We start from the raw sequence: 26,674 nt of genomic DNA, 5'->3' as shown, positions 1-26,674 counted from the left end.
CGCGTCTGGCCGTACCCCTTCTGCGGGCGCTTCGCCCCGCAACGCCCCGGAGAGAGGGAGAGTGCGGCCGTTCGGCCGTGACGGGTCAGGGTCGAGAGAGAGTCTCTCGGCGCCCGTCGCGGAGAAATTCCATGGCGACTGTCCTCAACCATACATCCGCCCCGCTACCGCGTTCCGGCGCCTATAAGGTCGATATCTCGCGAGGGTCCCGAATCGGGCACGTCTCGTCCGAATGGTTCTCGCGGCCCGACGACGAGCGCTTCCTGTCCCTGACCGAGCTCCATGCCGCGGTGAAGGCGCGGGCTGCGCGCGCTACCACGCGCACCGTCGAGACGCGCGAGGTCCGGGTCGAGGCGAGCCGCGACAATGCGGAGCGGCTTGCCTTGATCGTGCCCGGCCGCGACGAGCCCGTCGCGCCGACCCATTGGTCGTTCGGCCAGCTCGCCGGCCTGGTCGGCGCGCCTTCGGGCTATCTGCGCCAGCTTCCAGCGCCGCTTGCCGGCATCAATCTCCAGCACGGCCTGCTGACCCATCGCGGCGAGCTGATGAAGACCCTCGAGACCGAGGACGGACGCACCGAGCTTCGCGCCGTGACCGGTCCCGACTATGGCCGGATCTGGGACCATGAGCTGGTCGAAGCAGTGATGAAGATCGCCGGCAACGGCACCGGCGACACGCGCTGGAAGGTGCCCGGCCTGCTCGACTGGTCGATCATGACCCACAATCCGCATGTCGAGGTGACCAGGGACACCACGACGCTCTACGCGAGCGACCGCGATGTCTTCTTGTTCCTGGTCGACGACGCGCATCCAATCGAGGCCGGCCGGCTTCCCAACGGCGACCCGGACCTGTTCTTCCGCGGCTTCTACTGCTGGAACAGCGAGGTCGGTGCGAAGACGCTCGGCATGGCCAGCTTCTACCTTCGCGCGGTCTGCATGAACCGCAATATCTGGGGCGCCGAAGGCTTCGAGGAGATCAGCATCCGGCACTCGAAGTTCGCGGCCAACCGCTTCGCCCACGAGGCGGCGCCCGCGCTCGAGAACTTCGCGACTTCCTCGCCTCAGCCCTTCATGACCGGCATCATGGCGGCTCGGCAGCGGATCGTCGCCCGGACCGATGAGGACCGGCAGGATTTCCTGCGCAAGCGCGGCTTCTCCAAGGCGGAGACCGTGAAGGTCATCGCCACCGTGCTCGACGAGGAGGGGCATCCGCCGGCGTCGATCTTCGACTTCGTCCAGGGGATCACCGCGCTCGCGCGTGACAAGCCGCACCAGGATGCGCGGCTCGAACTCGAGGCCAAAGCCTCGAAGCTCCTGGCGGCGGCGGGGTGATCTCGGTCCAGGCGGCCCGTTCGGTGGCGCAGTCCTCTCCTCCTTAGAGGTAGAGGGCTGCGCCGGCTCCATGACGGGTTGAGGGTCGAGAGAGAGTCTCCCGGCTGCCCGTCATGGAGACTAGACATGACCAAGCATATGAAGATCGCGCTCAGCGCGTCGCGGGACATTCCGTTCAACCTGCTGGTGCTGAGCCAGTCGAACGTTCGGCGCGTGAAGGCCGGCGTCTCGATCGACGCGCTTGCCGCCGACATCGCGCGGCGCGGGCTGCTGCAGAGCCTGACCGTTCGCGCCGAGAGCGACGCGGAGGGCAATCTCACCGGCAAATTCGAAGTGCCGGCCGGTGGCCGCCGCTTCCGCGCGCTCCAGCAGCTCGTCAAGGCCAAGCGTCTCGCCCGAACCGCGCCGGTCCCGTGCATCGTGCGCGAGGACGACGAGATCTCGGCCGAGGAGGATTCGCTCGCCGAGAACGTCCACCGCGAAGCGCTCCACCCGCTCGACCAGTTCCGCGCGATGCACCAGCTCGCCGGGCAGGGCACCGATGTCGAGACGATCGCGGCGACCTTCATGACTACGCCGGCGGTGGTGAAGCAGCGCCTGCGCCTCGCGTCGGTCTCGCCCAAGCTTCACGACGTCTATGCCGAGGACGGCATGACGCTCGAGCAGCTGATGGCCTTTTCGGTGTCCGAGGACCATGCGCGCCAGGAGCAGGTCTGGGAGCAGCTGCAGTCGGGCTACAACAAGCAACCCTATATGATCCGCAGCAAGCTGACCGAGCAGGCGGTGCGCGCGACCGACAAGCGCGTGCGCTTCGTCGGCCTCGACACCTATGTCGAGGCAGGCGGCTATGTGCTCCGCGACCTGTTCGAGGACGATGACGGCGGTTGGCTGCAGGATGTCGGCCTGCTCGAGACCCTGGTCGCCGACAAGCTTGGCGCCGAGGCCGAACGCGTCGGCATGGAGGGCTGGAAATGGGTCAGTGCGGCGGTCGACCTGCCTTACCGTTACGACGACGGCATGCGTCCGATCGAAGGCGCGCAGCCGGAGTTGACCGACGAGCAGGAAGCACGGCTGGCCGCGCTTCGCGAGGAGGCCGATGCGCTCGAGGCCGAATGGGCCGAGGCACGCGACGTGCCCGACGAGGTACATGCCCGGGTGAATGCGATCGACGAGGAGATCGCCGGTATCGTGCAGCGGCCGCTCGCCTATGACCCCGAGGAAATGGCGCGCGCGGGCGTGTTCGTCATGATCGACCATCTCGGCAACCTCGACGTCGATCGCGGCTATGTCCGTCCCGAGGATGAGCCCGTCGTCCCCGACCAAGGCGATCAGGAGGGCGGCGCGGGCGAGATCGGGCAAGCGCCGGGCGAGGAAGATGGGCGCGATGGCACGCTCGCGAGTGGGGTCGAAGTCGCGGAGGAGGACGAAGACCCGGACGATCTGCTCAAGCCGCTTCCCGACCGCCTCGTCACCGAGCTCACCACCTATCGGACGCTGGCGCTACGCAACGCGGTCGCGCTCAGCCCGCAGGTGGCGTTCGCCGCGGTGCTGCATGCGATCACGCTCGACACCTTCTATGCCTATTCGAGCACCGAGAGCTGCGTCGGCATTTCGCTTCGTGGCGGCAGCCTTGGCACCCAGGCGCCGGGCCTTGCCGACTGCCCCTCGGCGCGGGTGATCGACCAACGGCACGAAGCTTGGTCGGAGCGGCTGCCCGACGATCCGGACCAGCTCTGGGGCGTGCTCGCCAGCCTCAGCGCCGACGATCAGGCATTGCTGTTCGCGCACTGCGCCGCGTTCGGCATCAACGCGGTCTGGGAGCCCGCCAACCGCTACAATGAGAGCCGCGTGTCGGCGCGGGCGGTCGCCGGCCGGATCGAGCATTCGCACATCCTCGCGCGCGCGGCCGGGCTCGACCTGGTCGCGGCGGGCTGGTCGGCGACCGTCGACAATTATCTCGGCCGCGTGACCAAGGCGCGCATTCTCGCCGCGGTCGAGGAAGCGAAGGGCGCCGAGACTTCGGCGCGCCTGACCGGCTTCAAGAAGCCGGACATGGCACGCGAAGCCGAGACGCTGCTTGCGAGCAGCGGGTGGCTCGCCGAGCCGCTCCGCACGCCCGCGGAGTCCGAGCCGGTCCCGCCGGTCGGGCCCGCGGAAGCGGGTCCGGGCAGCGAACCGTCCGTGGAGACCGAGGACGAGCCGCTCGCCATCGCCGCCGAATAGCCCGGCCGACCTGGGGACCCGCCGCGCGCGGCGGGTCCCCTTTCTTTTGCAGGAGCCCGTCATGGCCTGTGCTTCGGACCTGTCCCGGCAGCTCGCGCGCAGCGCCGAAGCCGTCTGCCGGCACTATCTCCCCGCCGGACATCGTGATGGCCGCTACTGGATCGTTGGCGACGTTCACGGCTCCAAAGGGCAAAGCCTCTTTGTCCGGCTGAAAGGCCCCGATCGGGGCAAGGGCGCTGCGGGCAAATGGACCGATGCCGCGACCGGCGAGCATGGCGACCTGCTCGACCTGATCGGTGCCCATTGCAGTCACCTCGCTTTGGCCGACACGCTCGCGGAGGCGCGCCGCTTCCTGTCCTTGCCGCAGCACCTTGCGGCATTCGAGGATACCGAGCCCGCGCCGCGCGGCTCGCCCCAGGCGGCTCAACGCCTGTTCGCGGCTTCCCGGGCGATCGGCGCGACGATCGCCGAGCGCTATCTGCTGACTCGCGGTATTCACGGAGTGCGCACCGAACGCTGGCTCCGCTTCCACCCACGCTGCTGGCATCGCCGCGACCGGGACGACGCCGCTGACACACCTTCGGCATTGCCGGCGCTGATCGCGGCGGTAACCGACGAGGACGGCATCGTCACCGGCCTGCAGCGAACCTGGCTCGATCCCGACGATTGCACCAAGGCCCGGCTTCATCGGCCGCGACGCGCGATGGGCAGTCTGCTCGGCAACGGCGTCCGCTTCGGCGCGGCTGGCCCCGTGATGGTCTTCGGCGAGGGCGTGGAGACGATGCTCTCGCTCCGCATGGTCCTGCCGCGCATGCCGATGATCGCGGGACTGTCGGCCAATCATCTCGCCGCCCTCAATTTGCCCGCGGCGCTTCGGCGCCTCTATGTCGCACGCGAATCCGACGCTTCGGGGACAATGGCGTTTGCCGCACTTTCCGAGCGTGCCGCGGCTTCCGGTGTCGAGCTGCTGGCGCTCGTTTCCCGGCTCGACGACTTCAACAGCGACTTATGCGCATACGGAGCCGACGAGCTTGCCCGGCATCTGCACTCGCAGCTCGTGCCCGAGGACGCAGCGCACCTGCCCTGACCCCGGCTCACGATCATGCTCCATTCCATTCCTTCCGTCTGCGAAAGCCGCGCCCGGCCTTCGAGAGGGCGACGGGTCGGCAGGCGGCGCGGGCGCGCAACGCCTTCGCCCGGCTATTTTCCGCCGCGGGCTTAGGCGCCCGCTTTGCATCGCGAGGCAAAATAGCCGGCTACGCCGTCCTCCGCTCCGCTTCGGCCTCCCCGGCTGTGCCGGCCGCTTCGCTGGAGGTGCGCGCCCGCTCCTCCCGCCGCCTCTTGTCGCCGGAAGGCCGCGAGGGCGCGGTCGCAGATAGGAGACAGGCCATGGCCGACGATGACCGCGAGGAGCCGCAAGGCTCGCAATTCGCTGAGTTGCTTCAGGAACTCGAATTGTATGGGCGCAGGCCGTTTGACGACGAGCTCGATCCCCGGCCACTGCCCGAAGGTCGGCTGGTCGAAGGGGTCGCGGCCGACACGTTCGATGCAATGATCGCCTGTCTCGGCGACACCCGGCTCGAGCCCGACATGGAGGATCTGCTCTGGGGGTTCACTAACGTCTTCCATCGCGCGGTCGAACGGATCGAACGCGACCTCGACGGCAACGAGCTCGCCCAGCGCCGCCTCCAGCGCGAGCAGGACGGTTCGGAGGTCAAGTCGGTCGAGCTGGAAACCGCGATCGCCGAAGGTCGCACCATGATCGAGCGCCGCGACGCGATGGAGGCGTTTCGCGAAGCCTTTGCCGATCAGTTCCGCCACCATCTTCGCAAAGCCTGGCTGCCGCGCAGCGGCTCGGTGCTCAACCGGCGCGCGATGACGGCCGCCGTCATCGAGAGCCGCGAATTCACCAACGGTCGCCGCTGGGCCGATGCGCAGCTTCTCCTGCCTCCCGGCGAGCGCATCTACGTCAGCGGCGGCTCGGACTATAACGACCATCGCAGGATCTGGCAGGTGCTCGACGACGTGCACGGGCGGCACCCGCAGATGGTGCTGCTGCATGGCGGATCGCGTACCGGCGCCGAGCGCATCGCAGCACTGTGGGCAGCCGAGCGCAAGGTGCCCCAGGTCGCATTCGCACCCGACTTCGCGAAGCACAGCCGGGCGGCGGCACCGTTCAAGCGCAACGACCGGGTGCTTGGGATCATGCCCCGCGGAATCATCATCTTCCCCGGCGGCGGCATCCAGGACAATCTATTCGACAAGGCGCGAGCTGCCGGAATCGCGGTGCTCGATCATCGTCGGCGATGATGATCACTTTGCAACAGGCAAAGCCGGGCGAGCCCGTCCTGGGCCCGCGCCGGCGGGCCGCAACTTGGGGCCCAGGCCCCAAGTCCTCCACTGCGTTTCGGCCCCAGGGTGCGGCCCACCTCCGAGCGCGGACCCTGTCGGTCTCCGTCGCCCGGCTTTGCCGGCATGCAATGGAGAAGACCATGGACCCCGAACTTCGAAGACTTCGCCGCGCGCTGGATACGATGCCCGAGGCCGAACGCCAGGTGTTCGACCGGGCGCGCTATCGCGATCGGGATTACATCCAAATCGCGACCGAGCTCGACATCCCCGTTACGGAGGTCGAACGGCTCATGGCCGGCGCAATGCGGCACCTGATGGCAAGTGACAAATGACCGCGGGAACATTGAGGAAACGCCCCGCCGCGGCTAGGAATTGAACATGCGCGTCGATCTCGACCATCTCCCCGAAGTCCAACAGGCGGAGCTCGCGCGCGTGCGCGACACGCTGATGGCCGAATTCACGCAGGCGATCTCGACCGCGACCCAGCCGTGGAAGCGTACCGGCAAGATTCTCAAGATCATCCTGTTCGGCAGCTACGCCCGCAACGACTGGGTCGACGAGCCCGAGAACGGGTACCAGTCCGACTTCGACCTACTGGTAATCGTCAGCCACGAGGACCTGACCGACATCGCCGGCTACTGGTACATCGCCGAGGACAAGATCCTCCACGATCCCGCTGTCCGGCGCCCGGTCAACATCATCGTTCACACGCTCGATGAGGTGAACAAGGCGCTTCAGCGCGGCGAGTATTTCTGGGTCGATATCGTTCGCGATGGTGTCCTGCTTTACGAGCTGCCCCAACATGCGCTCGCCACTCCGCAGCCGTTGACGCCTGCTGACGCGCTCGCGATGGCGCAGGAGTATTTCGATCATTGGCTTGGCAGGATCGATAGCGCGATCAACGGCGCCGACTTTTACCGTGCCGCAGGCGAGGTGAACGACGCTGTCTTCACGCTCCACCAAGCCACCGAGCGCGCGTACATATGTTATCTGCTCGTTTGGACCCTATATTTTCCTCGCTCTCACAACATCAAATTTCTTCGGTCCCTTTCGGAGGACAAGGAACCGCGATTGGTAGACGCGTGGCCTCGCAGCACTCGGACCGACCGTCGCCGTTTCGAGTTGCTCAAGCGCGCTTACGTCGAGGCCCGCTATTCGCCGAGCTACGCGATCAGTGCGGAAGATCTTGGGACATTGGCAACCTCCGTGAAGCGGCTGCGCGATATTGTTGAGGGCCTCTGTCGTGATCGCCTTTCGGCACTTCAGTCTTAGGCAGCGTTCCGAAGGGAAAGACGGCACGATTTGACGACGCTGCCCACTCGGCTGCCGTCATTGGCCCTCCGGGTACTCGGTCCCGAACTGGTCATTAGCTCTGGCTCCCGCCAATCGGTTGAGTGCAAAGGGCAATAGGCCACACGCCCCCCGCTTGCATTATCGCGCGCACCAGGAAGATGCCGCCACATCTCTCCTTCGTTACGCACTAAGCAACTGACGCGGAGGCGGCAGACGCTGTCGTCTTGAAAGCAGTCCCGGCGGGGTTGCCCTCAGCCTTCACGGCCCGGATAAGGATCCTTGAATGCGGTCCAATCTGGTGTATCGGCTTTGAACAAAATGGGAACGCTATTCGACAACGAAGAGCGTTAGAAGGCGATCGTGAATGAGCGTAGTACGGGATGACGAGTTAGGGGCCGAGCTTGCAAGGCTCGATCGCGACGACCTCGAGAGAATGGTCCGAGGTTTGCTCTCGCACGGCGTTGCGCTCAGTTTTTTTGGCAAGCGAACCGCCCTTGAAATTTATCGCCGCGTTCGCCCGAGAGTGACCCGTCGCGAACCCAAATTACACGTCGGTCCTACCGCCGATCAGGCACGCAATCTGCTTATCGAAGGTGAGAACCTTCAGGCCATGGTCACCCTCCACAAATACCGAGGGGAGGTGGATCTGATCCTCACGGATCCGCCTTATAATACCGGCGGCAATTTCCGGTATAACGATCGCTGGGACAGCGATCCCAATGACCCAGAACTCGGAACGTTGGTAAGCAAAGAGGACGGTTCGCGGCACACGAAATGGATCAAGGCACTGATGCCGCGGCTTCAGGTCATGAAGGCCATGCTCAAGCCCTCCGGTGTTCTGGCAATCTGCATCGACGATAACGAGCTTTTCCATCTCGGCATGATGCTCGACGAAGTTTTCGGTGAAGAGAATCGGCTCGGGATCATCAATTGGCAAAAGGCCTATTCGCCCAAGAACGATGCCAAGACGGTCGCGAAAACGACTGAATATGTACTCGTGTACGCTAAGGACAAAGTACGTGCACAGACCGGGCGCGTTGATTTTGACCGAGGAACGCCCAAGAATCTCGATGGCGACCCAGACGGCGATTGGCTGCCGGCGGACCCTACGGCGCGGCAGCACCGCGATGCGACCGCATATGCCATCCAATCCCCGGTCACCGGACATTTGCACTATCCAAATGGCGAATATCGCTTTGATGGTGAAATTCCCGAGGCTCGCGCGCATTGGGTCAATTTCACCAAAGCAGAGGCGCGCGAGTATCTCAACGAGTGGGGCTCTCCTTATGTGGAGAAGGATCTCGGTGACGGTCGCGGAAAGGCGCTCGTTCTAAAGGGCTCGGGCGTAGCTTTAACCGGCTATGATCCCGGAGCGGACCCGATTGTGCGCAGCGCAGCCGCCAAGGCGCAAGTGCGTCGAGAACAGGGCAATTGGCCGCATCTCTATTTTCGCGATGACCGGGCGAGACGTCCTGGCCGCGGGCGACCGCGTTTGAAGACCCACGTATTTAAGATCCGCGAAGGTAAAGTCCCGACCACTTTTTGGGATGAGGATCAGTATGAGCAGCCGGTCGATATCGGCTCGGTGACTTGGCCGCACACGGAGTCGGGGCACACCGATTTGGCCAAGCGCGAACTCGACCAGATCGTTGGCCGCGATCACGGCTTTGATACCGTGAAACCGCTTCGCCTTCTGCGCAAGATCATCCAGATTTGGTGCCCAGCGGATGGGCTCGTGCTCGACCCTTATGCCGGATCGGGTTCTACGGGGCATGCGGTTTTGGAGCTTAACGCCGAGCAGGAAGCCAATCGCCGGTTCATCTTGATCGAGCAGGGGGCTCCGGAAAATGGTGATAAATATGCTCGGACGCTGACCTGGAAGCGGCTGAAGAACGCCGTCACTGGAGAACGGCCCTCCGGCGCAAAGGTCGAACCACTTGGCGGCGGCTTTGAATATCGTCTTCTCACCAAGACGATCGATGCGAAAACTGTCCTCTCGATGCAGCGAAATGAGCTAATCGACATCGTGCTGACGTCGCACTGGGAAACGCAAAAGCGCAGCGCACCCAATTTAAGTTTTTTCGAAGGAACCGGGTTTCAGTATCTGATCGGAACCGATGAAGCCGGTGAAGGCTATTTTCTGATCTGGGACAATGGCGGCCCGGTGGGTTCGCTCGATCTAGAAACCTACAAAACGGTGGTTACCGAAGCCAAGCGCGCGGGGGTTAAGACCCCATACCATGTGTACGCGCGATATGAGACGTTCCAGTCGCCCAATGTCCGGTTTTGGAAGATTCCCGATCGCATCCTGGCCCATTTGGGACTCGACGAGAACGACGAATACAATTCGCCCGACGGTGATGCTTGATGCAGCTGTTCAAGTTTCAAGAAGCTGCTTCGACGCAAATCGCCGAACGCTATGCGACCTATGCGATTGACCCGCTCCTTGTCGATCGGACGACGAGCGTTCCCTTTTTGCAGACATTGGTCTCCATAACCGGCAGCGGAAAAACGCTGATCCTGGCAGACGCGATCTCGCAGATTCGTGACCGGATGTCGGTCCCGCCCGTGGTTTTGTGGATGTCCAAAGGGCGCATCGTCGTCTCCCAAGCCTACGCCAATCTGTCCGCCGGAAAATATGCCGACAATTTGGCTGGCTTCACCGTGAAGCCGCTCTTGCAAGTAGCGCCATCAGACCTCGATGATGGTGCGACCCCGCTTCTGCTCGTCGTCACAGTCGGCAAATTCGCAGTCGAAGATGATGCAGGCGGCGATCGCAAGGTGTTTCAGGCCCAGCTTGATCTGGCCTCGGAATCCTTGTGGGATCTCTTGCGCAAGCGCCGCACACAAAGCGGTCTGCGACGCCCCTTGGTTGTGGTCTATGACGAAGGTCATAACCTTTCCGATCTGCAAACACGCCGGCTCCTCGAGCTGTCCCCCGACGCGATCATCTCCGCGAGCGCAACCATGGCTTTGCCAGAGCGCCTCGAATCGACGATCAATCGCTTGCGGAACGATCGTGGTTGGCAGACCGCGGACTTCACGACCTCGGTTGCCAGCACGGAGGTCGTAGAAGCGGCGTTGGTCAAAGAACGCATCGCGATCGGCGGTTATGTCACTCCGATGGAAACTGCCGTCGACGCCCTGTTGGCGGATATGGCGGACGCTCAAGCGGCAGCCGCAACGCTGGCCGAGCCGTTCAGACCGAAGGCAATCTACGTCTGCAGCACCAACACGGTCGATGGCGCTCCCATCAGCGAAGATCTTAAGCGGCCCTATACCGAACGCCAGGCGCGCCCCATCCTGATCTGGCGGCATTTGGTCGAAAACGCCGGCATCGATCCGTCAAAGATCGTAATCTACTCGCAGCTCAAATTTACAAAGAATTTTCCCGCGCCACGCACAATGCGGATCCTCTCCGGCGGGGACAAGGACTACACCAGCTTTCTGCAGGGAGGTTTCGAACATATCATCTTCAATCTCGGTTTGCAGGAGGGCTGGGACGACCCGACCTGTGGGTTCGCCTATATCGATAAGGAAATGGCGTCGGCCCGGCAGATTACACAGGTTATTGGCCGCGTACTGCGACAGCCCGGTGCGGAGCACTATAGCGACCCGGTCCTAAATACGGCGCACTTTTACATCCGGAGCGACGAGAAGGGCGTTTTCGACGATATTCTGGAGGATGTGAGGCAGCAGCTCGGCAGCGCCCATCCAGACATCGAACTCGTCATAAAGAAGTCGGCCTCGGGCCGCGTGATGGAGAAGGTAGAGCCCAATCCCCCGCGAACTGTGCCAACAGTCGGAATCCATTCCGAGAGTGCGAAGAAGCCGATCGCCGAGGCGGTCGCCAAAATGCTCGACTTCACCAGTGGCGGCGAAAACACGGTCGGCCAAGGCAGTCGCATGCTCGTACTCCAGGAGGTGGGCACAGGTGCGGAGGCGAACTACGAATGGGTCGAGATCGAACACAGCAACCGTGTTACCGCTCGAGCGATTTTCCGGCGTGAGCTGCAAAGGCTGTATTCAGGCGCGCTTCGCCGAGCCGGTGGCCCCATCAACCTGGTCGATATCGAAATCCCCAAGTTCGACGCACTGATCGAATTGACCAGTCCGGCCGCGGATCATGTGCGCGAGGTCGCGAGAAAGGTCGTTGAAGCCTACGTCGCGCACTCGCGCATATTTCAAAATGACTTTGACGCGCCGCATTCTGTCGGTCCGGTACTAGTTGATCCGTCCGACGCCCAGACCTTCACCAAGGCACTGCACAAACGCTATTCAGGCCTGAACGGCCTCGAACTCAAGTTCGCGCGCGCGCTCGATCGAACCCAGCGGGTGTGGGCGCGCAATCCACGCGGAAGCGGCTTCTACGTCCCATTACTCGAGCTCGGGACCGCCTCGACCTATTGGCCGGACTTCTTGGTGTGGGTGGATAGGGCAGTCATCGCGATCGACACAAAGGGCGATCATCTGCTTCTGGAGGCCGGCGCTTCCAAGCTGTTTGATATCGATACGCTTGGGGAGCCGGCGAAGGTCGTGTTGAGGCTGATCTCCGAAGGGGAGACCATCGCAACCGCGTCCGGCCAGCTGAACCATGTAAGCAAGGTCGGCTACACGGTTTGGAGCTGGAAGAATGGCAAACTTCACGGCGTCCATGCTGCCGACGAGCGCGAAGCGGTAAAGCTGGCAGTGGCTTTTCCATGACGCCGCATTCTTGACTGCTCACGGCCACCATGGTCGCTGGCAGTTCCAGGACGCAGCGGAACGCGGGGATCAATGGTGCGTGCTCTGGCGGACTGCTGCGCAGCCGCCAGGGTCCGCATGCTCTTGTTTTCCGCGTGACGCACTCGCGCGGCCGGAGGTCAGGGCGGCGGCTGGCCCACAGGCCCGCGCGCACGCCGCCCTGCCGGCCGGCCTCTCGCGAGAGCGCAGCCGTTTGCGGCCGCCTGCGGCGGCGGTCGATGCTCTGCATCGAACACTTCCACCGTTCGACGATGCTCCCACGCCGGAAGCCCATCCTTCCCTTGCTACCACCATGGCGGCCACTAGGATTTCCGATCTCCTCGCGATGCAACGCGAGCTGGAGAGGAAGGGAATTCGATGAGGGACGGCTCGCTCGACGACGTGGTTGCGGCCTGGATGGGCCGGGTCGTCGAAGAACATGCCGGGCGAACGCCGGGCGAGAGCGATGCTCTGGTCTACTTCACCATTCTCAAGGCGGCGGCGGAAGGACTGCTGGAGGCCCACGCCCAGTGGAAGCCCCCTACCGATTATCGGGCCTTGGTCGGGGCGATGCTCACGATCGTCCATGAGGGACTCGGCGCGCTGGAGGAGGGCGGGGATTTGGAGCCGGAATGGCCCAAGCCCGAGTTCGAGACGCTCTTAGCCGACTCGGAAGGACCCCCGCAGCCACCGGAAGGCAAGCACGCCCGCTATTGGGAAAGCCATTCCTGGCGGAAGGACTTCTACACGGCCTTCAGTCGCTGGTTCTGGGACATGAAGGATTACGCCATTCCCGCCGGTCGCCGGAAAATGGACTTCCTTTGGGATGTCGGCGAGGTCTGGATCGCGACCGGAGCGTCCGCACTGGTGCAATATGCCGAGGACGATCGACCTCGCTGGAAGGCCGTCGCCGACATGTTGCGCGAATGCGCAGACCTGGTCGAACGCGATGGGCTGCGGTCGCTCCCGTGGGGACGGTGGGGCCGGTACAAGCCGGCCAACCATGAGCCCAAGGCGTGACGTCACTTTTTCTTCGCCATCAGGCCGGTAATGAAGGCCAGATCCTGCTCGCTTTGGCAGCGATCGATCGGGCGGCTGCCGCCCAGTCGCGGGTGCCCTGAATTGAGGAACAACTCGGCGAGCTGCGAGGTGGGAAAGGCGCGTTTCGCGGCCTCTGACAGTTGTCCCCGCAATTGGGCGTGGCGGCGCTCGGTCGCGATCCAGTGCTGCCGGGTGTCGCTGTCCTGCGCTAACCGGCGTTCGAGCTGCGCAAGCGCCGCTTCGCTTTCGCCGGCATGGTCGAGGAGGCTCATGTCGGTTCCTTCAATCCGCCGTGCGAGCCACTCGGCCGCCTCGCCTTCCAGCAGCGCATAGGCGCGTGAGCGGATCGACGCGACACGACCGGCGGCCGCTTGCTGAAGCGAGGCAAGCCTCTTCGCCTCCTCGGCGGCGATTGCTGCCTCGTTGCGGTCCTGGATCGCTTCCAGTGGAAGGTTGCATAGATCGTCGACCACCTTCGGAGTGTAGCCCGAAACCATCGTCTCGAGCCTAGCGAGCCGCGAGACGAGGTCGCGATAATCCTCGCCACCGCTTTGTGCGAGGTCGGCGGGCGTTCCACCGCCCGCCCTAAAGCTTCTCGCCCAGGCTCGATAGGCGCGCTCGCAGTCCTGGATCTCGGCTGCTCGCAGCAGGCGGGTCACAATACGGTGCAGTTCAACGCGCCGATGCAGCATGCCGTGGAACTCCTGCTCGACATAGAAGCACTGGTCTTCCCGGCTCCAGAAAACCGACCGGCCCATCGAAGCAAGATTCGCGAAATAGACCCATACTGCGCTGTGCGCACTACCATAGGCCTCGCGGCTGAACCCTGCCTCGCCCAGGCGCTTCGCGCCATAGTCGCTGAGATCGGTGCGGATCATCCATCTGGGCAGTTTCGACGAGAGGTCGCGCTCGTTCGGAAACTCGCCCTTCACTTCGAGGCACCTGCCGCCGGGCGTGTAGAGCTCGCACGGCTTGATAATGTGGCGGTATAATGCCTCGGCCTGCCAGAAGCGGTCGGAAACGGTGAACCAATGGCGGCCTTCCGCCTCCAGACCAAGGTGGGATTCGAGCTCCGCCCGCCGAACGGCGGGCATTGCCTCATCCTTCCAATCCTGCGGGACGGGGGCGCGCCGCTTGCGTAGGATATGGCCTCTGAGCTTGGCTCCGCGCTCGGCGAGCTTCGCCGCCACCGCGCTGTCGAGGCGCCCTTGCGCAGCCGCCGACTTGCGGTGGTGGATCCATTTGCGCGGCGCCGTATGTAGGATCGCCGAGTCGAGTTCGTCGGCGTCCATCGTTCCGGCGTTCACTCCGGACAGGTCGATCTCGACCATGGAAATGTCGCGCTCGCGCACCTTGGCGCGCTTCTCGGCGTCTACCGCGTGATTGACGAGGAACTCGACGGCGAGATCCACGCCGCGATAGCGCACGACCGCATCTGGCTGGAAGCTGTTCATCCGATACTCGGGATGAACTTCATCGAAGTCATATCTGCCCGCGTCGAAGACGCTGACCATGACGCCTTCCTTGTGCAGGACCAGCGCCGGCAGCGTGAGGCGCCTGCGAAGCGCCAGCAGCTCCTTCGCATAGCGGTGCAGCGCCGTCTCTCCGGTGCAGTGGGAATCGGGTCGATGCGCGAAGTGCCGGCGTTTGTTGACCGGCTGCCTCAACGTCAGCCGCTCTTCGCAGCCGAGGCAATGAAAGGGGCCTTGGGCGCGACCGGTGACCACCGAAACATGCCGCGCAATGCCGTCGCCGCAGCGTGCGAACGGCACCTTGAGATCGCCGGCTCCGGCCCGCACCGCGAACCGGCCACCGTCGCACGGGCGTCGCGGCGGCTGCGGAATAGCATCGAACCGGCCCATGTCCGACAAGCTGAAGGGCTCCCTAAAATGCCTGATAATCGCAGGCCTGCGGTGGCCAAATAGTGCGCCGGACGGCGCTCGGTCGCAACGCTGCCCAGCCTTGGACATCCAAAAACCTGTGCAGATCCGTCGAGCGCGGCGAACCGGCAGCTCGGTTGCAAGTGAGCGTGGGATCGGAATCGCAGCCCCGCCGCTGGGGCATCCCCGCTCTTTGAGGCACTTCCTTGGACCGGCCCACGGCCTGACGCCATCAACCCGTAAAGGGTCCGCTATGCTTTGCATGCGGCCGCTACGCCTGCGGCTTCGCGGTGATTGCGGCCATGTGCCGGACACTTCGGGCGCCTGTCGAGCGGGAGCGGTCCCCGCTCCCGGACAGGAGCATCGAAATGCCGCTCAACCTCGCCCAGAGAAACGCATGGAGTCTTGCCCGCACCCTCATGACGATCGTGGTGGTGTTCCGGATCGGCGACAGGAGTTTCGGCGTTGCCGAAGCAAACGACTTCGACGGCGACCCATCGCTGATCATTCGCGAATATGATCCCTTCGCACGCTGACCGCGCGCACTTGGGCGCAGCTCAGATGAGCGGCGGCGCTCCCGCGCCGCGCTCGTACCAGCCGCGCGAACGCTTCACGATGGATACCACCGACAGCATGACCGGAACCTCGACCAGCACGCCGACCACGGTTGCAAGCGCGGCACCCGAGGTAAGTCCGAACAGGCTGATCGCCGCGGCAACCGCTAGCTCGAAGAAGTTGGAGGCGCCGATCAGCGCGGCGGGTGCCGCCACACACCACGCCACGCCGAACCGGCGGCTCAGCCAGTAGGCCAGGCCGGCATTGAAATAGACCTGGATGAGGATCGGCACGGCGATGAGCGCGATCACCAGCGGATGTGCGATGATCGCCTCGCCCTGGAATCCGAACAACAGCACCAGCGTGGTCAGCAGCGCGGCCAGCGACACGGGCCCGAGACGCGCGAGCAGCCGGTCGATCGCCGCCGGGCCGCCCCTCCCGATGATGGCGCGCCGCGCGAGCTGCGCGACGATCACGGGCACGACGATATAAAGCCCGACCGAGATCAGCAGCGTTTCCCATGGCACCGTGATCGACGCGACCCCGAGCAGCAGGGCGACTAGCGGCGCGAACGCGAACACCATGATGAGATCGTTCAACGCGACCTGGCTGAGCGTATAGGCGGGGTCGCCGTCGCAAAGGTTGGACCAGACGAACACCATCGCGGTGCAGGGCGCGGCTGCTAGCAGGATCAGCCCGGCGATGTACGAGCTAATCTCGGCTTCGGGCAGCAACGGCCGGAACAGCCATCCCAGGAACACCGTGCCGAGCAGCGCCATCGAGAAGGGCTTGACCGCCCAGTTGATGAACAGCGTGACCCCGACGCCCTTCCAGTGCTGACGGACCGACCCGAGCGCGCCGAGGTCGATCTTGAGCAGCATGGGGATGATCATCAGCCAGATCAGCACCGCAACCATGAGGTTGACCCGTGCCAGTTCCGCCTTGGCGACGGCGGCGAACACGCCAGGCATCGCATAGCCCAGCGCGATCCCGGCGACGATGCAGAGCGCCACCCAGACGCTCAGATAGCGCTCGAATGTGTTGATGGCCGGCTTGGCCGGCTTGGGCGGCGCGGCGGCGGTCACGCGCCGACCCGCTTGCCGGCGGTGTCGATTACCGGCTCGCCATCTTCCTTGCTGAAAGCGCCCCGCTGCGCGGACGGCAGCAGATCGAGCACTGCTTCCGACGGGCGGCACAGCTTCACGCCGAGCGGGGAGACGACGATCGGCCGGTTGATCAGGACAGGATGCTCCATCATCGCATCGATAAGCTGCTCGTCGCAGAGCGACGGATCGCTGAGACCCAGATCGGCGAAAGGCGTGCCCTTCTCCCGCAGCAGATCGCGGGGCGTGATGCCCATGCGCTCGATGAGCGAAACCAGCATCGGCCGCGAGGGCGGGGTCTTGAGATACTCGACGACGTGCGGCTCGATGCCGGCATTGCGGACCATCGCCAGGGTGTTGCGCGAGGTGCCGCAGGCCGGGTTGTGATAGACGACGATATCGATCACTGCACCGCACCCTGCGGAGGGCAGCATGCCGCCCGGGTCGCGATATCGACCAGCGGCGCGCAGATCTCCGACGAGCCCGCGCAGCAATCTTCCATCAGAAATCCGAGCAGGCCGCTCATCCGCTCATAGTCGGCGGTGTAGATGATCGAGCGGCCCTCGCGGCGCGAGGCGACCAGCCCCGCATGCCCGAGAATGTTGAGGTTGCCCGACAGCGTCTGGGGGACATGACCGGTCGCGCGCGCGATCTCGCCCGAGGCCATCCCGTCCTTGCCGGCCCTGACCAGCAGGCGGAAGACCTCGAGCCTCCCGGCGTGCGCCAGCGCCGAGAGCCCGGAAATCGCTTCGGCCGCCTTCATCAGCAGCACGCCTGTTTGGGTGCGGAAGCGTCGGCAGGACCGCAGCAGGCTGCGGCCAACGGCTCGGGCAATACCTCGTCCTCGCCGTAGCTGGTGGCTTCGCCGAAGGTGAAGAAGGTCTCCCAGCGCACGCCCGCCGGATCGCGGATCCAGCTCTTGTCCGACTTCGCGTAGCAGCAGGTCGTCGCCTCCTGGTCGAACGTATCGGCGCCGGCGGCCTTCAGCCGGTCGGACAGCTCGCCGAGTTCCTCGGCGCTGTCGACCTGGATGCCGATATGATCGACACCCGCCGCACGCGCCCGCTCCGAGATGGCGAAGTTGACCTTCGGATCGTCGAGCATCCACTTGGCATAGTCGTCTTTAACGACGACGGGAGCTGCACCGAACAGTGTCTCGTAGAACTGGATCGACCGGGTGAGATCGGGCACGCTGACGTGCAGATGCATGCGCTTCATGGACTGTCTCCTTACGATTCGATGATAATACGGGTGTATCCGTAATATAGGAGTGTCAAGGCTCGGGATGGTTCAGGGAGAAGTCTGCGCCGTTGTCCGCGAGGCGCGGCGAGGCGCCCCGGTCTCCTGGCCGGGCAGGCAGCACCTTCACCGTTGCGCATGCTGCCTCGCGATGGGCGTCCCGCCGTTCCGGTGGCGCGCTGGCCTCGAATTTCGCTGACTCGGTGCCGGACGATGCACGATGGCAGAGCGCCCCCACCGCCTCTCCGAAGGGATGCTCGAAGCGGCGGTTAGTGGGCGTTCGCTGACGATCGGATGGGCACTTCTCGGCTGATTTTGCTCCCGGGCAGCGATTGGCGCGGCGGCGCTTCGATCATCGTGGAAACCCTCGTCCGTGCGATTGTCGTCCGGAAGGCTCGGACCCACGCCTGACCGCGGGTAATGGCACGCGACCTGCCACGCCGACAGATCTGATGCGCGCGATACGCCAAAGTCCGTCCTGTGACTCCAGGCCCCCCCTGCGGCCTCGTCAATGGCTGTCTGGCCGGGCGACGGCTTCGCCTCGCCTGACTAGCCGCAACTGCGTCGCCGGACTTTCTTCCCCTGGGCTGCGCCCATTCCTCGCGAGGCAAGAAAGTCCGCTTGGGCAGTCCTTCGCTCCGCTGCGGGCAAGCTGCGGCGTCATGCGCACCCGGCCTTCGGACGCCATCGAGGCCGCATGGGGCGGTCCCGAAAATCTGAGGACTACTACCATGGCGAACATCGGCAGCTTCAAGAAGGTCGGCGCGGAATATCAGGGCTCGATCGTGACCCTCAGCGTCCAGGCAAAGGGCGTCCGGATCGTTCCGGACGACAATCGCCCGAACGAGAACGCGCCTACCCACCGGGTCTTTGTCGGCCGCGCGGAAATCGGCGCCGCCTGGGCCAAGACTTCCGCCGAGCAGCGCGACTATCTCTCGGTCAAGCTCGACGATCCCAGCTTCACCCAGCCCATCTTCGCGAACCTCTTCGACGACGAGGGCGGTGAGACCTACAGCCTGATCTGGTCGCGGCCGCGCCGCTCCAGCAACGACTGATCGAGGCCAAGGCGCCCCGCCGGAACCGGCGGGGCGCCTTTCGCCTGCTTGGCGCAGAGGCGCGGTTGTACCCACGCGGGGAGTACGGCCCGACATCTTCGGGCCTTCGAACAGGTCATGCGGTTCGCGAGCCTGGCACCGGGAATAGTCCCGAGCCGGAGCGTCCGCAGTCTCCATCCGTCCGCCATTTCCGGCGCATGCCGAACGGCTCGCGAAGCACGATCGCGCCGATTTCGCGCAGGAGTTCCTGCGGCGAAATCCCGCCTACCGCGGGGCCTGGGCGGCTTCGCGTGATACTTTGCCGGCGCTGGAGCGAACGGAAATCGTGCACGCCGAAGCCCGCCGCTGGGGGCTGGTGCGGCTGTTCGATCCCGACCGTTCGGTGCGATCGGCGCCTGCGATCTGGCGCGCCGACTGCGCTTCGCAGATCGTCTCGCTGGCGCCTGCCCACGCCGGCTATTCGGGCGCTGCGACGCTTCCCGATGTCGCACCTTTGGCCGAGTTTATTGCCGGAGACGGGCGTCACCTTGTGTTCGATGTCGCCGGGGTGCGGCATCGCCTGCACGTCCTGACGGGCGCGCCGCGCGCGCCGCTGGCCATCCTCTTGCCGCCGCTCGGCCGCCCGCTGCGCGTCGCCGCATGCGACGCAGCGCGCCGGATGTTCGCGGGTTTGACCATGGCCGAACCGGCGTCGGTAATGCGGCCGAGCGCCTTGCAGCGGCAGCGCCTGGCGCTGCTCCTGCGCGTCCTCGACGCGTCGCTGGCTGGCGCCAGCAATCGCGAGATTGGCCTTGGCATCGTCTATCCCTGGCTCGGCGGGATCGACGCGCTCGCTTGGAAGGCGACGAGCGAACGCCGGCGGGTGCAGCGGCTCGTCGCGGATGCCGGCAATCTTGCCGCATCCGGCTATCGCGACCTGCTCAGAGGCTAGGGGCGACATATTCCGGGGAGCGGTTTTGGCCGCTCCCTCAGGGCCGCCATCTGCCGCCAATGGAAGCCCGTGATTGGAACGGGCCCTCAGCACTTGCCGGGCCAACGCCCGGAGATCCTGAATGACCACCCAGCCTGCGCAACGCCTGCTGCGAACGCCTGACGCCGCGATCCTGCTCGGCCTTTCGGCGCGCACGCTCGAAAAGCACCGCTGCTACGGAACCGGGCCTGCCTATCGCAAGCTCGGCGGCCGCGTCGTCTACTCGGTAGACGACCTGCTCAGCTGGGCCGACCAGGGCGTTCGCCGCTCGACCTCGGACACCACCGCCAGCGTCGTTCATCCCGCCAAGCGGATCGACACGAGCGTGCTCGAGCGCAAAGGCGCGGTGCGGCGATGAGCGCCGTCATCGCTTCGCCCAAGGCCGGCGAAGCTGTCCCGCCAAGCGGACAGCGCTCTCCCGTCGCGGGGATAACCACGGTCGAATTGACCTGGGTCGAGCAGGCGACCGAGCGCTGGATTCGCTTCGGCGCGCCCATCCTCGACCAGGTCCTCGACCGGCGCCGCCGCTTGCTGTCCTTCACGGCGGATAGCCTGTTCGCGTTCGTCCGCTGGGCCTCGAACGACTATGGAACAGTGCTCTCGCGGCTCGATATCATTCGCGCCGTCGCGCCCGGAGAGGCCTATTCGACCTTGCCGTGTGTTGCGCCCGGCGGTGAGTTGCTCCTGCATCTGGGCGGCTGGCCGAAGGTGCGTTTGGGCCTGGCGCTGATCGACGCCGTCGAAGACCTCGGCGTCGATCCTTGCGCCGTCGCGCCCGATTATTGGCGTCACGCGCATAATCGGTTGGTCGCGGGGCATCGCCCGCGCGCCTATTCGCTCGCGCGCCATCGCGCATGGCTGCTCCGCCGCGAGTTGGCCGCATGAACCGCTTCGGCATCCTGCTCACCGGCTATTGCGCGATCGGCGCCGTGGTTATTCCGGCGTTCGTGCGACCGGCGCCGCGCCTGGTCTGGAACGCCAGCGCCAGCCTGCCGATCGGTCTCTATTCCGCGCGGGCCGGATCCAGCGCCAGGCTCGGCGATCTCGTCGCGGCGCACGCGCCTGCGCCGGTCGCCCGGCTGATGGCCGAACGCGGCTATCTGCCCTTGCGCGTTCCCATGCTGAAGCATGTCGCAGCCGTAGCCGGGCAGACCGTCTGCCGCTCCGGCGTCGCCATATTGATCGACGCGAAGCGCGTTGCCGAAGCTCGACTCCATGATCGCATCGGTCGCGCGCTGCCGAGCTGGAGCGGCTGCCGGACGCTGCGCGCCGGCGAGGTATTTCTGCTCAATCCCGCCTCCGCCGGCAGCTTCGACGGACGATATTTCGGACCGGTACCGGCGCGCGGAATCGTCGCGGTGCTCGATCCGCTTTGGCTTCCCGGGGGCGGTGAGACTGCGCCGGCAAGCGCGCCTGCCGGGCGAAATCTCTCCACTGAACCGAAGACCAAGGAGCCAGGTGATGATCAATATCGGTGAATTCCACGAGCGCGGCGACGGCTTTTCCGGGCGCCTCGAGACCCTTGCGATCGGGGCGGCGCTGACGATCGTTCCCGCGACGCGGAGCGATATCAGGAACGCGCCCGACTATCGCGTTCATTTGGGGGAAGACGGCGACGGGCCCGAGGTCGGCGCCGGCTGGAAGCGCACCGGCGAACGCGCCGGTGCCTATATCGCCATCGTCATTGACGACCCGCAATTCCCCCGCGCGATCCGCGCCAACCTGTTCCGGCCAACGATCGAAGGCCAGCCGCATCTGCTCTTCTGGCAGCGCAATCAGCGCCGCCGCGAGCCCGAGCAGCAGTGATGCGCGCGATCGGCCGTCGGCGCTACCGCCTTCTGGCGGTGCTGGCCTGCCTGTGCGCGGCGGCGGCTAGCGTGCAGGCACGGCCCGCATCGGCGGCGTGTTCGTCGATCGTGACGCTCGACGAGCCGATCGCACGCGCCGCCCAGCGCTTTGCCATGCCGGACACCCTCATTCGCGCGGTGATCGCGGTCGAGAGCAATGGCGCGGTCTTCGCGGTGTCGCCCAAGGGCGCGATGGGATTGATGCAGTTGATGCCCGGAACGTGGCGGGAATTGCGCCTGCGCTACGCGCTCGGCACCGATCCATTCGACCCGTGCGACAACATCTTCGCCGGCACTGCTTATCTTCGCGAGTTGCTCGACCGCTACGGCGATCCGGGCTTTCTCGCAGCCTATAATGCCGGCCCGGGGCGCTACGAAGCGTATCTCGGCGGACGTCCGTTGCCTCCCGAAACCATCGCCTATGTCGCCAAATTGTCGGGGCGGATGATGGGCGGCAATGCTCCGGTGCCCGTTCGCGCATTGCCTGATCCCGATGCCTGGCGGCATGGCGGGCTGTTCGTCGGTGCGTCGGAAATCGCGGCCGAGGACATCGATCAACCGCGCGAATCTTCGTCTCCCGAGCCGCAAAGCAAACCTGAATCACGCCCGTCCGAAACTCCCCGGGAGTCCCTCTTCGTGCCTCGGACGGGAGTTCCGAAATGACTGGATCTGCTTCGGCTGTGCTTTCTCTTTCTCCATTGGAACTATGGGCGAGAGGCTCGGTGTGGGAGACGGCAGGAGGGGGTAGTCGGGGATGGCGAGATAAAAGCACCGCTGTCTGCGGGCATGCAAATGGTTGTGGCGACTGGCGAATTTGCGCCGTCGCTTTCGATGACCTGCCGTCGCTTGCCCCAATTCTACCAACGATTTCAATGCTTCGGGCGCCGGCAATGGCGCCGGAACTACGATCATGAGCGGCGATGATGATTTCCGCGTTCGACCCGGAAAGGGGAAGAGCCGGGGGTCTGGGAGCGTGCGTCCGCTCGGGCTCGCTGCCCAGGTCAAGCGGGCCGCGGCCCGCGCCGGCTACGCACGCCGGCCGGGACGGCGCGGCGGCGGGACCGGGAGGCTGGGGCGAGGGAGCGGCGCCGCGCTGGCGGGCCGGCGATCGTCCGCATCGCGCCGTGTGGTGATCAAGGCGAGGATCGTCCGGCACACCGGGGCGCGTTTTCGCGCCGCGCCGCTCGCCCGGCACATCGCCTATCTCGAACGCGACGGCGTCACGCGCGACGGCCGCGACGCCTCGGTGTTCGATGCCCGAGTCGAGCGCGCCGATGGTGACGGCTTTGCCGCACGCTGCGCCGATGACCGGCACCATTTCCGCTTCATCGTGTCGCCTGAGGATGCAGCCGAGCTTGCCGACCTCAAGGCCTTCACGCGTGAGTTGATGGGTGACATGGCGCGGGACCTCGGGACACCGCTCGACTGGGTCGCGGTCGATCACTGGAATACCGACAACCCGCACGTCCATGTGCTGGTCCGCGGGGTCGCCGGCGACGGCGCCGATCTGGTGATCGATCGGGCCTATATGTCGCATGGGCTTCGTGGTCGTGCCGAGGCGCGAGTGACCCTCGAACTGGGACCGCGGAGCGCCAGGGAAATCGAGCAGGCGCTGAACCGCGAAGTCGAGGCGGACCGATGGACCAGCCTGGACCGAAATTTACACGGCCGGGCCAGCGATGAAGGCGTGATCGACCTGCGGCCCGTGCCCGGCGCCAAGACCTCGCACCGCGAGCTACTGCTTACGGGCCGCGCGCAGAAACTCGAGCGCCTGGGCCTCGCCGCACCTGCGAGCACCGCGCGCTGGACACTGAAGCCTGACTTCGAGGCCAGTCTCCGCGAACTCGGCGACCGCGGCGACATCATCAAGACGATGCACCGCGCGATGCGCGAGGCCGGGCTTGCTTTACGCGAAGGATCGCTCGCGATTCATGCGCCAGGCGCGTCCGAGACGATCGTCGGCCGCCTGGTGGCCCGCGGGCTGCAGGACGAATTGGCCGGCAGCGCCTATGCGATCGTCGACGGCCTCGACGGCCGTCACCATCACCTCCGCTTCGCCGACCTCGAGCTGACCGGCGATGCGAGTCCCGGCGCGATCGTCGAGCTGCGGCACTGGCAGGACCGGGGCGGCACATCCCGCGCGGCACTGGCAGTGCGCAGCGACCTCACCCTCGACCAGCAGGTCAAGGCGCGCGGCGCGACCTGGCTCGACCGGCAGTTGCTGGCGCGGGACTTCGCTCCGGCAAACCAGGGGTTCGGCGGCGAGGTTCATGCCGCGCTTGCCGCTCGCGAGGAGCATCTCATCTCCGAGGGGCTGGCCAGCCGCCGCGGTGGCCGTGTCACTCTGGCCCCGAACCTCATCGAGACGCTGCGGTCCGCCGAACTGCACGAAGCCACCGAGCGGATCGCTCAGCGCACCGGGCTCACCCCATACGAACCTGCTCCCGGATCGACGATCGCCGGCACCTATCGCGAGCGCGTGACGCTCGCCTCGGGTCGTTTCGCGATGATCGACGATGGGCTCGGCTTCCAGCTCGTGCCCTGGCGGCCCGCGCTCGACCGCCAGCTTGGGGCAACCGTCACCGGCATGATGACGCCGGGAGGCGTGGACTGGACACTCGGCCGCAGCCGCGGCCTCGGCATCTAGGAGGCTCCGCTTATGCAATCTTCGAAGATCCTCTGGGGGCAAGTGAGCGTCGTGCTGCTGATCATACTCGGCACCGTATGGGGCGCGACGCAGTGGACGGCGCAAGCGCTCGGCTACCAGAGCCAGCTCGGGCCGCCATGGTTCGAGATCCGTGGCTACCCGGTTTACCCGCCACCTGCCTTTTTCTGGTGGTGGTTCAGCTACGACGCCTACGCGCCTGCCATCTTCGTCCGCGGCGCGTTCATTGCGGCCTCGGGCGGCATCGCGGCGTTCGCTGTCGCGATCGCGATGTCGGTGTGGCGCGCCCGCGAGCGCAGGGTGGCGGAGACGTACGGCTCGGCGCGCTGGGCCAGTCCGCGCGAAGTGCGGCAGGCCGGTTTGCTCGGTGAGGACGGCGTCGTGCTCGGCCAGCTCGATCGCACTTATCTTCGGCACGACGGGCCCGAGCATGTGCTTTGCTTCGCGCCGACCCGCTCGGGCAAAGGCGTGGGTCTTGTCATCCCGTCGCTGCTGACCTGGCACGGCTCGGCGATCGTCCACGACATCAAGGGCGAGAACTGGACGCTGACCGCGGGCTTTCGCGCGCGCATGGGCAGGGTGCTGCTGTTCGACCCCACCAATCCGGCATCGGCCGCCTACAATCCGCTGCTTGAAGTCCGAAAGGGCGAGTGGGAAGTGCGCGACGTCCAGAACGTCGCCGACGTGCTGGTCGATCCCGAAGGGTCGCTCGAACGGCGCAACCATTGGGAGAAGACCAGCCACGCGCTTCTGGTCGGCGCGATCCTCCATGTCCTCTATGCCGAGCCCGACAAGACTCTCGCCGGGGTCGCTGCCTTCCTCTCCGATCCGCAGCGGCCGATCGAGGCCACGCTCGCGGCAATGATGTCGACCCGCCACCTCGGCGACGCAGGTGTTCATCCGGTGGTCGCATCGGCCGCGCGCGAGCTGCTCAACAAGTCCGAGAATGAGCGCTCGGGCGTGCTCTCCACCGCCATGTCTTTCCTCGGGCTTTATCGCGACCCGGTGGTCGCGCGGGTGACGAGCAAATCCGAGTGGCGGATCGCCGACCTGGTCGAGGCCGATCGGCCGGCCACGCTCTATTTGGTCGTGCCCCCATCGGACATCAGCCGGACCAAGCCGCTGATCCGCCTCCTGCTCAATCAGATCGGACGGCGGCTGACCGAAGAGCTGAAGCCGAGGGCAGGGCGGCACAGGGTGTTGCTGATGCTCGACGAATTTCCCGCGCTCGGCCGCCTCGACTTCTTCGAATCCGCACTCGCCTTCATGGCCGGCTATGGGCTCAAGGCCTTCCTGATCGCCCAGTCGCTCAACCAGATCGAGAAGGCCTATGGGCCGAACAACGCGATCCTCGACAATTGCCATGTCCGCGTCAGCTTCGCGACCAACGACGAGCGCACCGCCAAGCGGATCTCCGATGCCCTCGGCACTGCGACCGAGATGCGCGCGATGAAGAACTATGCCGGCCACAGGCTTTCCCCGTGGCTCGGCCACTTGATGGTATCGCGGACCGAGACCGCCCGCGCGCTTCTGACGCCCGGTGAAGTCATGCAGCTGCCACCCGACGACGAGATCGTGATGGTGGCGGGCGTCCATCCGATCCGCGCGCGCAAGGTCCGATACTATACCGATCAGCGCCTTGCCTCCCGGGTCCTGAACCCGCCTCCGCCCATGAGCTTGCCGGCACGCGCAAATGACTGGTCGACCTTGCCGGTCCCGGACCGAGCAAATGCGAAGGGAAGCCCGCCCTCGGAATCAGATGATTCCGCCAATGGAGGAATCCGGCGCGAGCCCGAGTTGCCGGAAGAGCAGGAGGTCGTCCCGCCTCCGGCGCCGCGGATCGGCGAGTTCGAGTTCGAGGAGGGAGCGAGCGAGGAGGAGATCGCGGCGCGACGGCTGAATGAGCGGATGCGCGGATCCGCAAGGCAGGCCTCGCTCGATCCTGACGACGGGATCGTCCTGTGAGCGCGCTCCGCATCAAGCACACCTTCCGGTTGCCGCCGGACCTGTCGGCGCAGCTGGCCGACTATGCTGGGCGCAAGCGGGTGACCCAGGCGCTGGTGGTCGAGACCGCACTCGCATCGTTCCTGTCGGGAGACAGCGCCGAGCATCTCGAGGCGGCGCTCAGCAGGCGGCTCGACCGGATAACGCGGCAGGCCGACAAGCTCGCCTGGCATGTCGAGCTTACCAACGAGACACTGGCCCTGTTCGTGCGGTTCTGGCTCGTGAACAATCCGCCGCTTCCCGACACGGCGCTCGCCGCGGCGCAGGCGATGGGCAAGGAGCGCTGGGAGCGGTTCGTCGAGACGCTCAATCGTCGGATGGAATTCGGCCCGCGGCTCAAGAACGAGATTTCCGACGATATCGATGCACCGGCCGGGATTTCATAGTTCAGGCA

The 26,674-nt window shown here is 65.4% G+C and carries 25 protein-coding genes; 20 read left to right on the top strand and 5 right to left on the bottom strand.

The genetic code is table 11. From position 1 onward, the window contains the following. Window positions 1–131 precede the first annotated feature (131 nt). The 9 genes from VF617_RS00415 (at window position 132) to VF617_RS00375 (ending at window position 12,941) form a co-directional block, all read left to right on the top strand. Window positions 132–1,331 (top strand): DUF932 domain-containing protein, encoded by a 1,200-nt coding sequence (locus tag VF617_RS00415; protein ID WP_331012874.1) that lies wholly within the window; start codon window positions 132–134, stop codon window positions 1,329–1,331. A gap of 126 nt (window positions 1,332–1,457) precedes the next feature. Beyond that, a complete protein-coding gene (locus tag VF617_RS00410; protein WP_331012873.1) occupies window positions 1,458–3,554 on the top strand; it encodes a ParB/RepB/Spo0J family partition protein in 2,097 nt (698 codons plus the stop codon). A 61-nt stretch (window positions 3,555–3,615) separates the two neighbouring features. Further along, window positions 3,616–4,641, top strand: a complete 1,026-nt coding sequence (locus tag VF617_RS00405; RefSeq protein ID WP_331012872.1) for a DUF7146 domain-containing protein — start codon at window positions 3,616–3,618, stop codon at window positions 4,639–4,641. Window positions 4,642–4,943: 302 nt separating this feature from the next. Further along, the gene (locus VF617_RS00400; protein ID WP_331012871.1) at window positions 4,944–5,864 is read left to right on the top strand and encodes a DUF2493 domain-containing protein; all 921 of its coding nucleotides are present in this window, start codon (window positions 4,944–4,946) and stop codon (window positions 5,862–5,864) included. Window positions 5,865–6,046: 182 nt separating this feature from the next. After that, the gene (locus VF617_RS00395; protein ID WP_331012870.1) at window positions 6,047–6,238 is read left to right on the top strand and encodes a sigma factor-like helix-turn-helix DNA-binding protein; all 192 of its coding nucleotides are present in this window, start codon (window positions 6,047–6,049) and stop codon (window positions 6,236–6,238) included. A 46-nt stretch (window positions 6,239–6,284) separates the two neighbouring features. Then, complete coding sequence (locus VF617_RS00390) at window positions 6,285–7,178, top strand: HEPN domain-containing protein (RefSeq protein WP_331012869.1); 894 nt, start codon at window positions 6,285–6,287, stop codon at window positions 7,176–7,178. A 385-nt stretch (window positions 7,179–7,563) separates the two neighbouring features. Next, window positions 7,564–9,567, top strand: a complete 2,004-nt coding sequence (locus VF617_RS00385; protein WP_331012868.1) for a site-specific DNA-methyltransferase — start codon at window positions 7,564–7,566, stop codon at window positions 9,565–9,567. Then, window positions 9,567–11,903: a DEAD/DEAH box helicase family protein gene (locus VF617_RS00380; RefSeq protein WP_331012867.1), complete on the top strand. Its 2,337-nt coding sequence runs from the start codon at window positions 9,567–9,569 to the stop codon at window positions 11,901–11,903. The genes VF617_RS00385 and VF617_RS00380 overlap by 1 nt, the downstream gene beginning before the upstream one ends. A 396-nt stretch (window positions 11,904–12,299) precedes the next feature. Continuing rightward, on the top strand, window positions 12,300–12,941 hold the full coding sequence (locus tag VF617_RS00375) for a hypothetical protein (RefSeq protein ID WP_331012866.1): 642 nt from the start codon (window positions 12,300–12,302) through the stop codon (window positions 12,939–12,941). A gap of 2 nt (window positions 12,942–12,943) precedes the next feature. Here the strand turns inward: VF617_RS00375 and VF617_RS00370 are convergent, their stop codons facing one another. Next, window positions 12,944–14,833, bottom strand: a complete 1,890-nt coding sequence (locus VF617_RS00370; RefSeq protein WP_331012865.1) for a competence protein CoiA family protein — start codon at window positions 14,831–14,833, stop codon at window positions 12,944–12,946. 377 nt (window positions 14,834–15,210) lie between these two features. Here VF617_RS00370 and VF617_RS00365 point away from each other — a divergent pair, with 377 nt between their 5' ends. After that, the gene (locus VF617_RS00365) at window positions 15,211–15,378 is read left to right on the top strand and encodes a hypothetical protein (protein ID WP_331012864.1); all 168 of its coding nucleotides are present in this window, start codon (window positions 15,211–15,213) and stop codon (window positions 15,376–15,378) included. Window positions 15,379–15,399: 21 nt separating this feature from the next. On the opposite strand, the gene arsB is transcribed toward VF617_RS00365, so the two are convergent. From arsB to VF617_RS00345, 4 genes are read right to left on the bottom strand one after another with little or no spacing between them, the layout of a single operon-like run. Continuing rightward, window positions 15,400–16,482 carry an ACR3 family arsenite efflux transporter gene (gene arsB / locus VF617_RS00360; RefSeq protein ID WP_331012863.1) on the bottom strand — a complete coding sequence of 361 codons (1,083 nt, stop codon included), beginning with the start codon at window positions 16,480–16,482 and terminating at the stop codon, window positions 15,400–15,402. Next, a complete protein-coding gene (gene arsC / locus VF617_RS00355; RefSeq protein WP_331012862.1) occupies window positions 16,479–16,934 on the bottom strand; it encodes an arsenate reductase (glutaredoxin) in 456 nt (151 codons plus the stop codon). The genes arsB and arsC overlap by 4 nt, the downstream gene beginning before the upstream one ends. Beyond that, window positions 16,904–17,263, bottom strand: coding sequence for a helix-turn-helix transcriptional regulator (locus VF617_RS00350; RefSeq protein WP_331012861.1), 360 nt, complete (start codon window positions 17,261–17,263; stop codon window positions 16,904–16,906). The genes arsC and VF617_RS00350 overlap by 31 nt, the downstream gene beginning before the upstream one ends. Further along, entirely contained in the window at window positions 17,263–17,718 is a 456-nt protein-coding gene (locus VF617_RS00345) for an ArsI/CadI family heavy metal resistance metalloenzyme (RefSeq protein WP_331012860.1), read from the bottom strand. Before VF617_RS00345 ends, VF617_RS00350 begins: the two co-directional genes overlap by 1 nt. Before the next feature lie 752 nt (window positions 17,719–18,470). Between VF617_RS00345 and VF617_RS00340 the strand changes: the two genes are divergently transcribed. The 10 genes from VF617_RS00340 to VF617_RS00295 all read left to right on the top strand — a co-directional run bounded on the left by VF617_RS00340 (window position 18,471) and on the right by VF617_RS00295 (window position 26,666). Beyond that, window positions 18,471–18,794, top strand: coding sequence for a DUF736 domain-containing protein (locus VF617_RS00340; RefSeq protein ID WP_331012936.1), 324 nt, complete (start codon window positions 18,471–18,473; stop codon window positions 18,792–18,794). 175 nt (window positions 18,795–18,969) lie between these two features. Continuing rightward, a complete protein-coding gene (locus VF617_RS00335) occupies window positions 18,970–19,725 on the top strand; it encodes a DNA -binding domain-containing protein (protein WP_331012935.1) in 756 nt (251 codons plus the stop codon). A 121-nt stretch (window positions 19,726–19,846) separates the two neighbouring features. Beyond that, complete coding sequence (locus VF617_RS00330; protein WP_331012859.1) at window positions 19,847–20,122, top strand: helix-turn-helix domain-containing protein; 276 nt, start codon at window positions 19,847–19,849, stop codon at window positions 20,120–20,122. Beyond that, entirely contained in the window at window positions 20,119–20,649 is a 531-nt protein-coding gene (locus tag VF617_RS00325; protein ID WP_331012858.1) for a DUF2840 domain-containing protein, read from the top strand. Before VF617_RS00330 ends, VF617_RS00325 begins: the two co-directional genes overlap by 4 nt. Continuing rightward, window positions 20,646–21,242, top strand: coding sequence for a S26 family signal peptidase (locus VF617_RS00320; protein ID WP_331012857.1), 597 nt, complete (start codon window positions 20,646–20,648; stop codon window positions 21,240–21,242). Before VF617_RS00325 ends, VF617_RS00320 begins: the two co-directional genes overlap by 4 nt. Beyond that, entirely contained in the window at window positions 21,226–21,570 is a 345-nt protein-coding gene (locus VF617_RS00315; protein ID WP_331012856.1) for a DUF736 domain-containing protein, read from the top strand. The genes VF617_RS00320 and VF617_RS00315 overlap by 17 nt, the downstream gene beginning before the upstream one ends. Further along, window positions 21,570–22,274 (top strand): lytic transglycosylase domain-containing protein, encoded by a 705-nt coding sequence (locus tag VF617_RS00310; protein ID WP_331012855.1) that lies wholly within the window; start codon window positions 21,570–21,572, stop codon window positions 22,272–22,274. The genes VF617_RS00315 and VF617_RS00310 overlap by 1 nt, the downstream gene beginning before the upstream one ends. Window positions 22,275–22,521: 247 nt before the next feature. Next, window positions 22,522–24,258, top strand: a complete 1,737-nt coding sequence (locus VF617_RS00305) for a relaxase/mobilization nuclease domain-containing protein (protein ID WP_331012854.1) — start codon at window positions 22,522–22,524, stop codon at window positions 24,256–24,258. A gap of 12 nt (window positions 24,259–24,270) precedes the next feature. Then, complete coding sequence (locus VF617_RS00300) at window positions 24,271–26,241, top strand: conjugal transfer protein TraG (RefSeq protein WP_331012853.1); 1,971 nt, start codon at window positions 24,271–24,273, stop codon at window positions 26,239–26,241. After that, the gene (locus tag VF617_RS00295; protein ID WP_331012852.1) at window positions 26,238–26,666 is read left to right on the top strand and encodes a CopG family transcriptional regulator; all 429 of its coding nucleotides are present in this window, start codon (window positions 26,238–26,240) and stop codon (window positions 26,664–26,666) included. The genes VF617_RS00300 and VF617_RS00295 overlap by 4 nt, the downstream gene beginning before the upstream one ends. Window positions 26,667–26,674 lie beyond the last annotated feature (8 nt).

The organism is Sphingomonas sp., from assembly GCF_036388215.1.
Lineage (GTDB): Bacteria > Pseudomonadota > Alphaproteobacteria > Sphingomonadales > Sphingomonadaceae > Sphingomonas.
The sequence above is the reverse complement of the archived record's forward strand: the minus strand, read 5'-3'. Positions and strand labels throughout refer to the sequence as shown.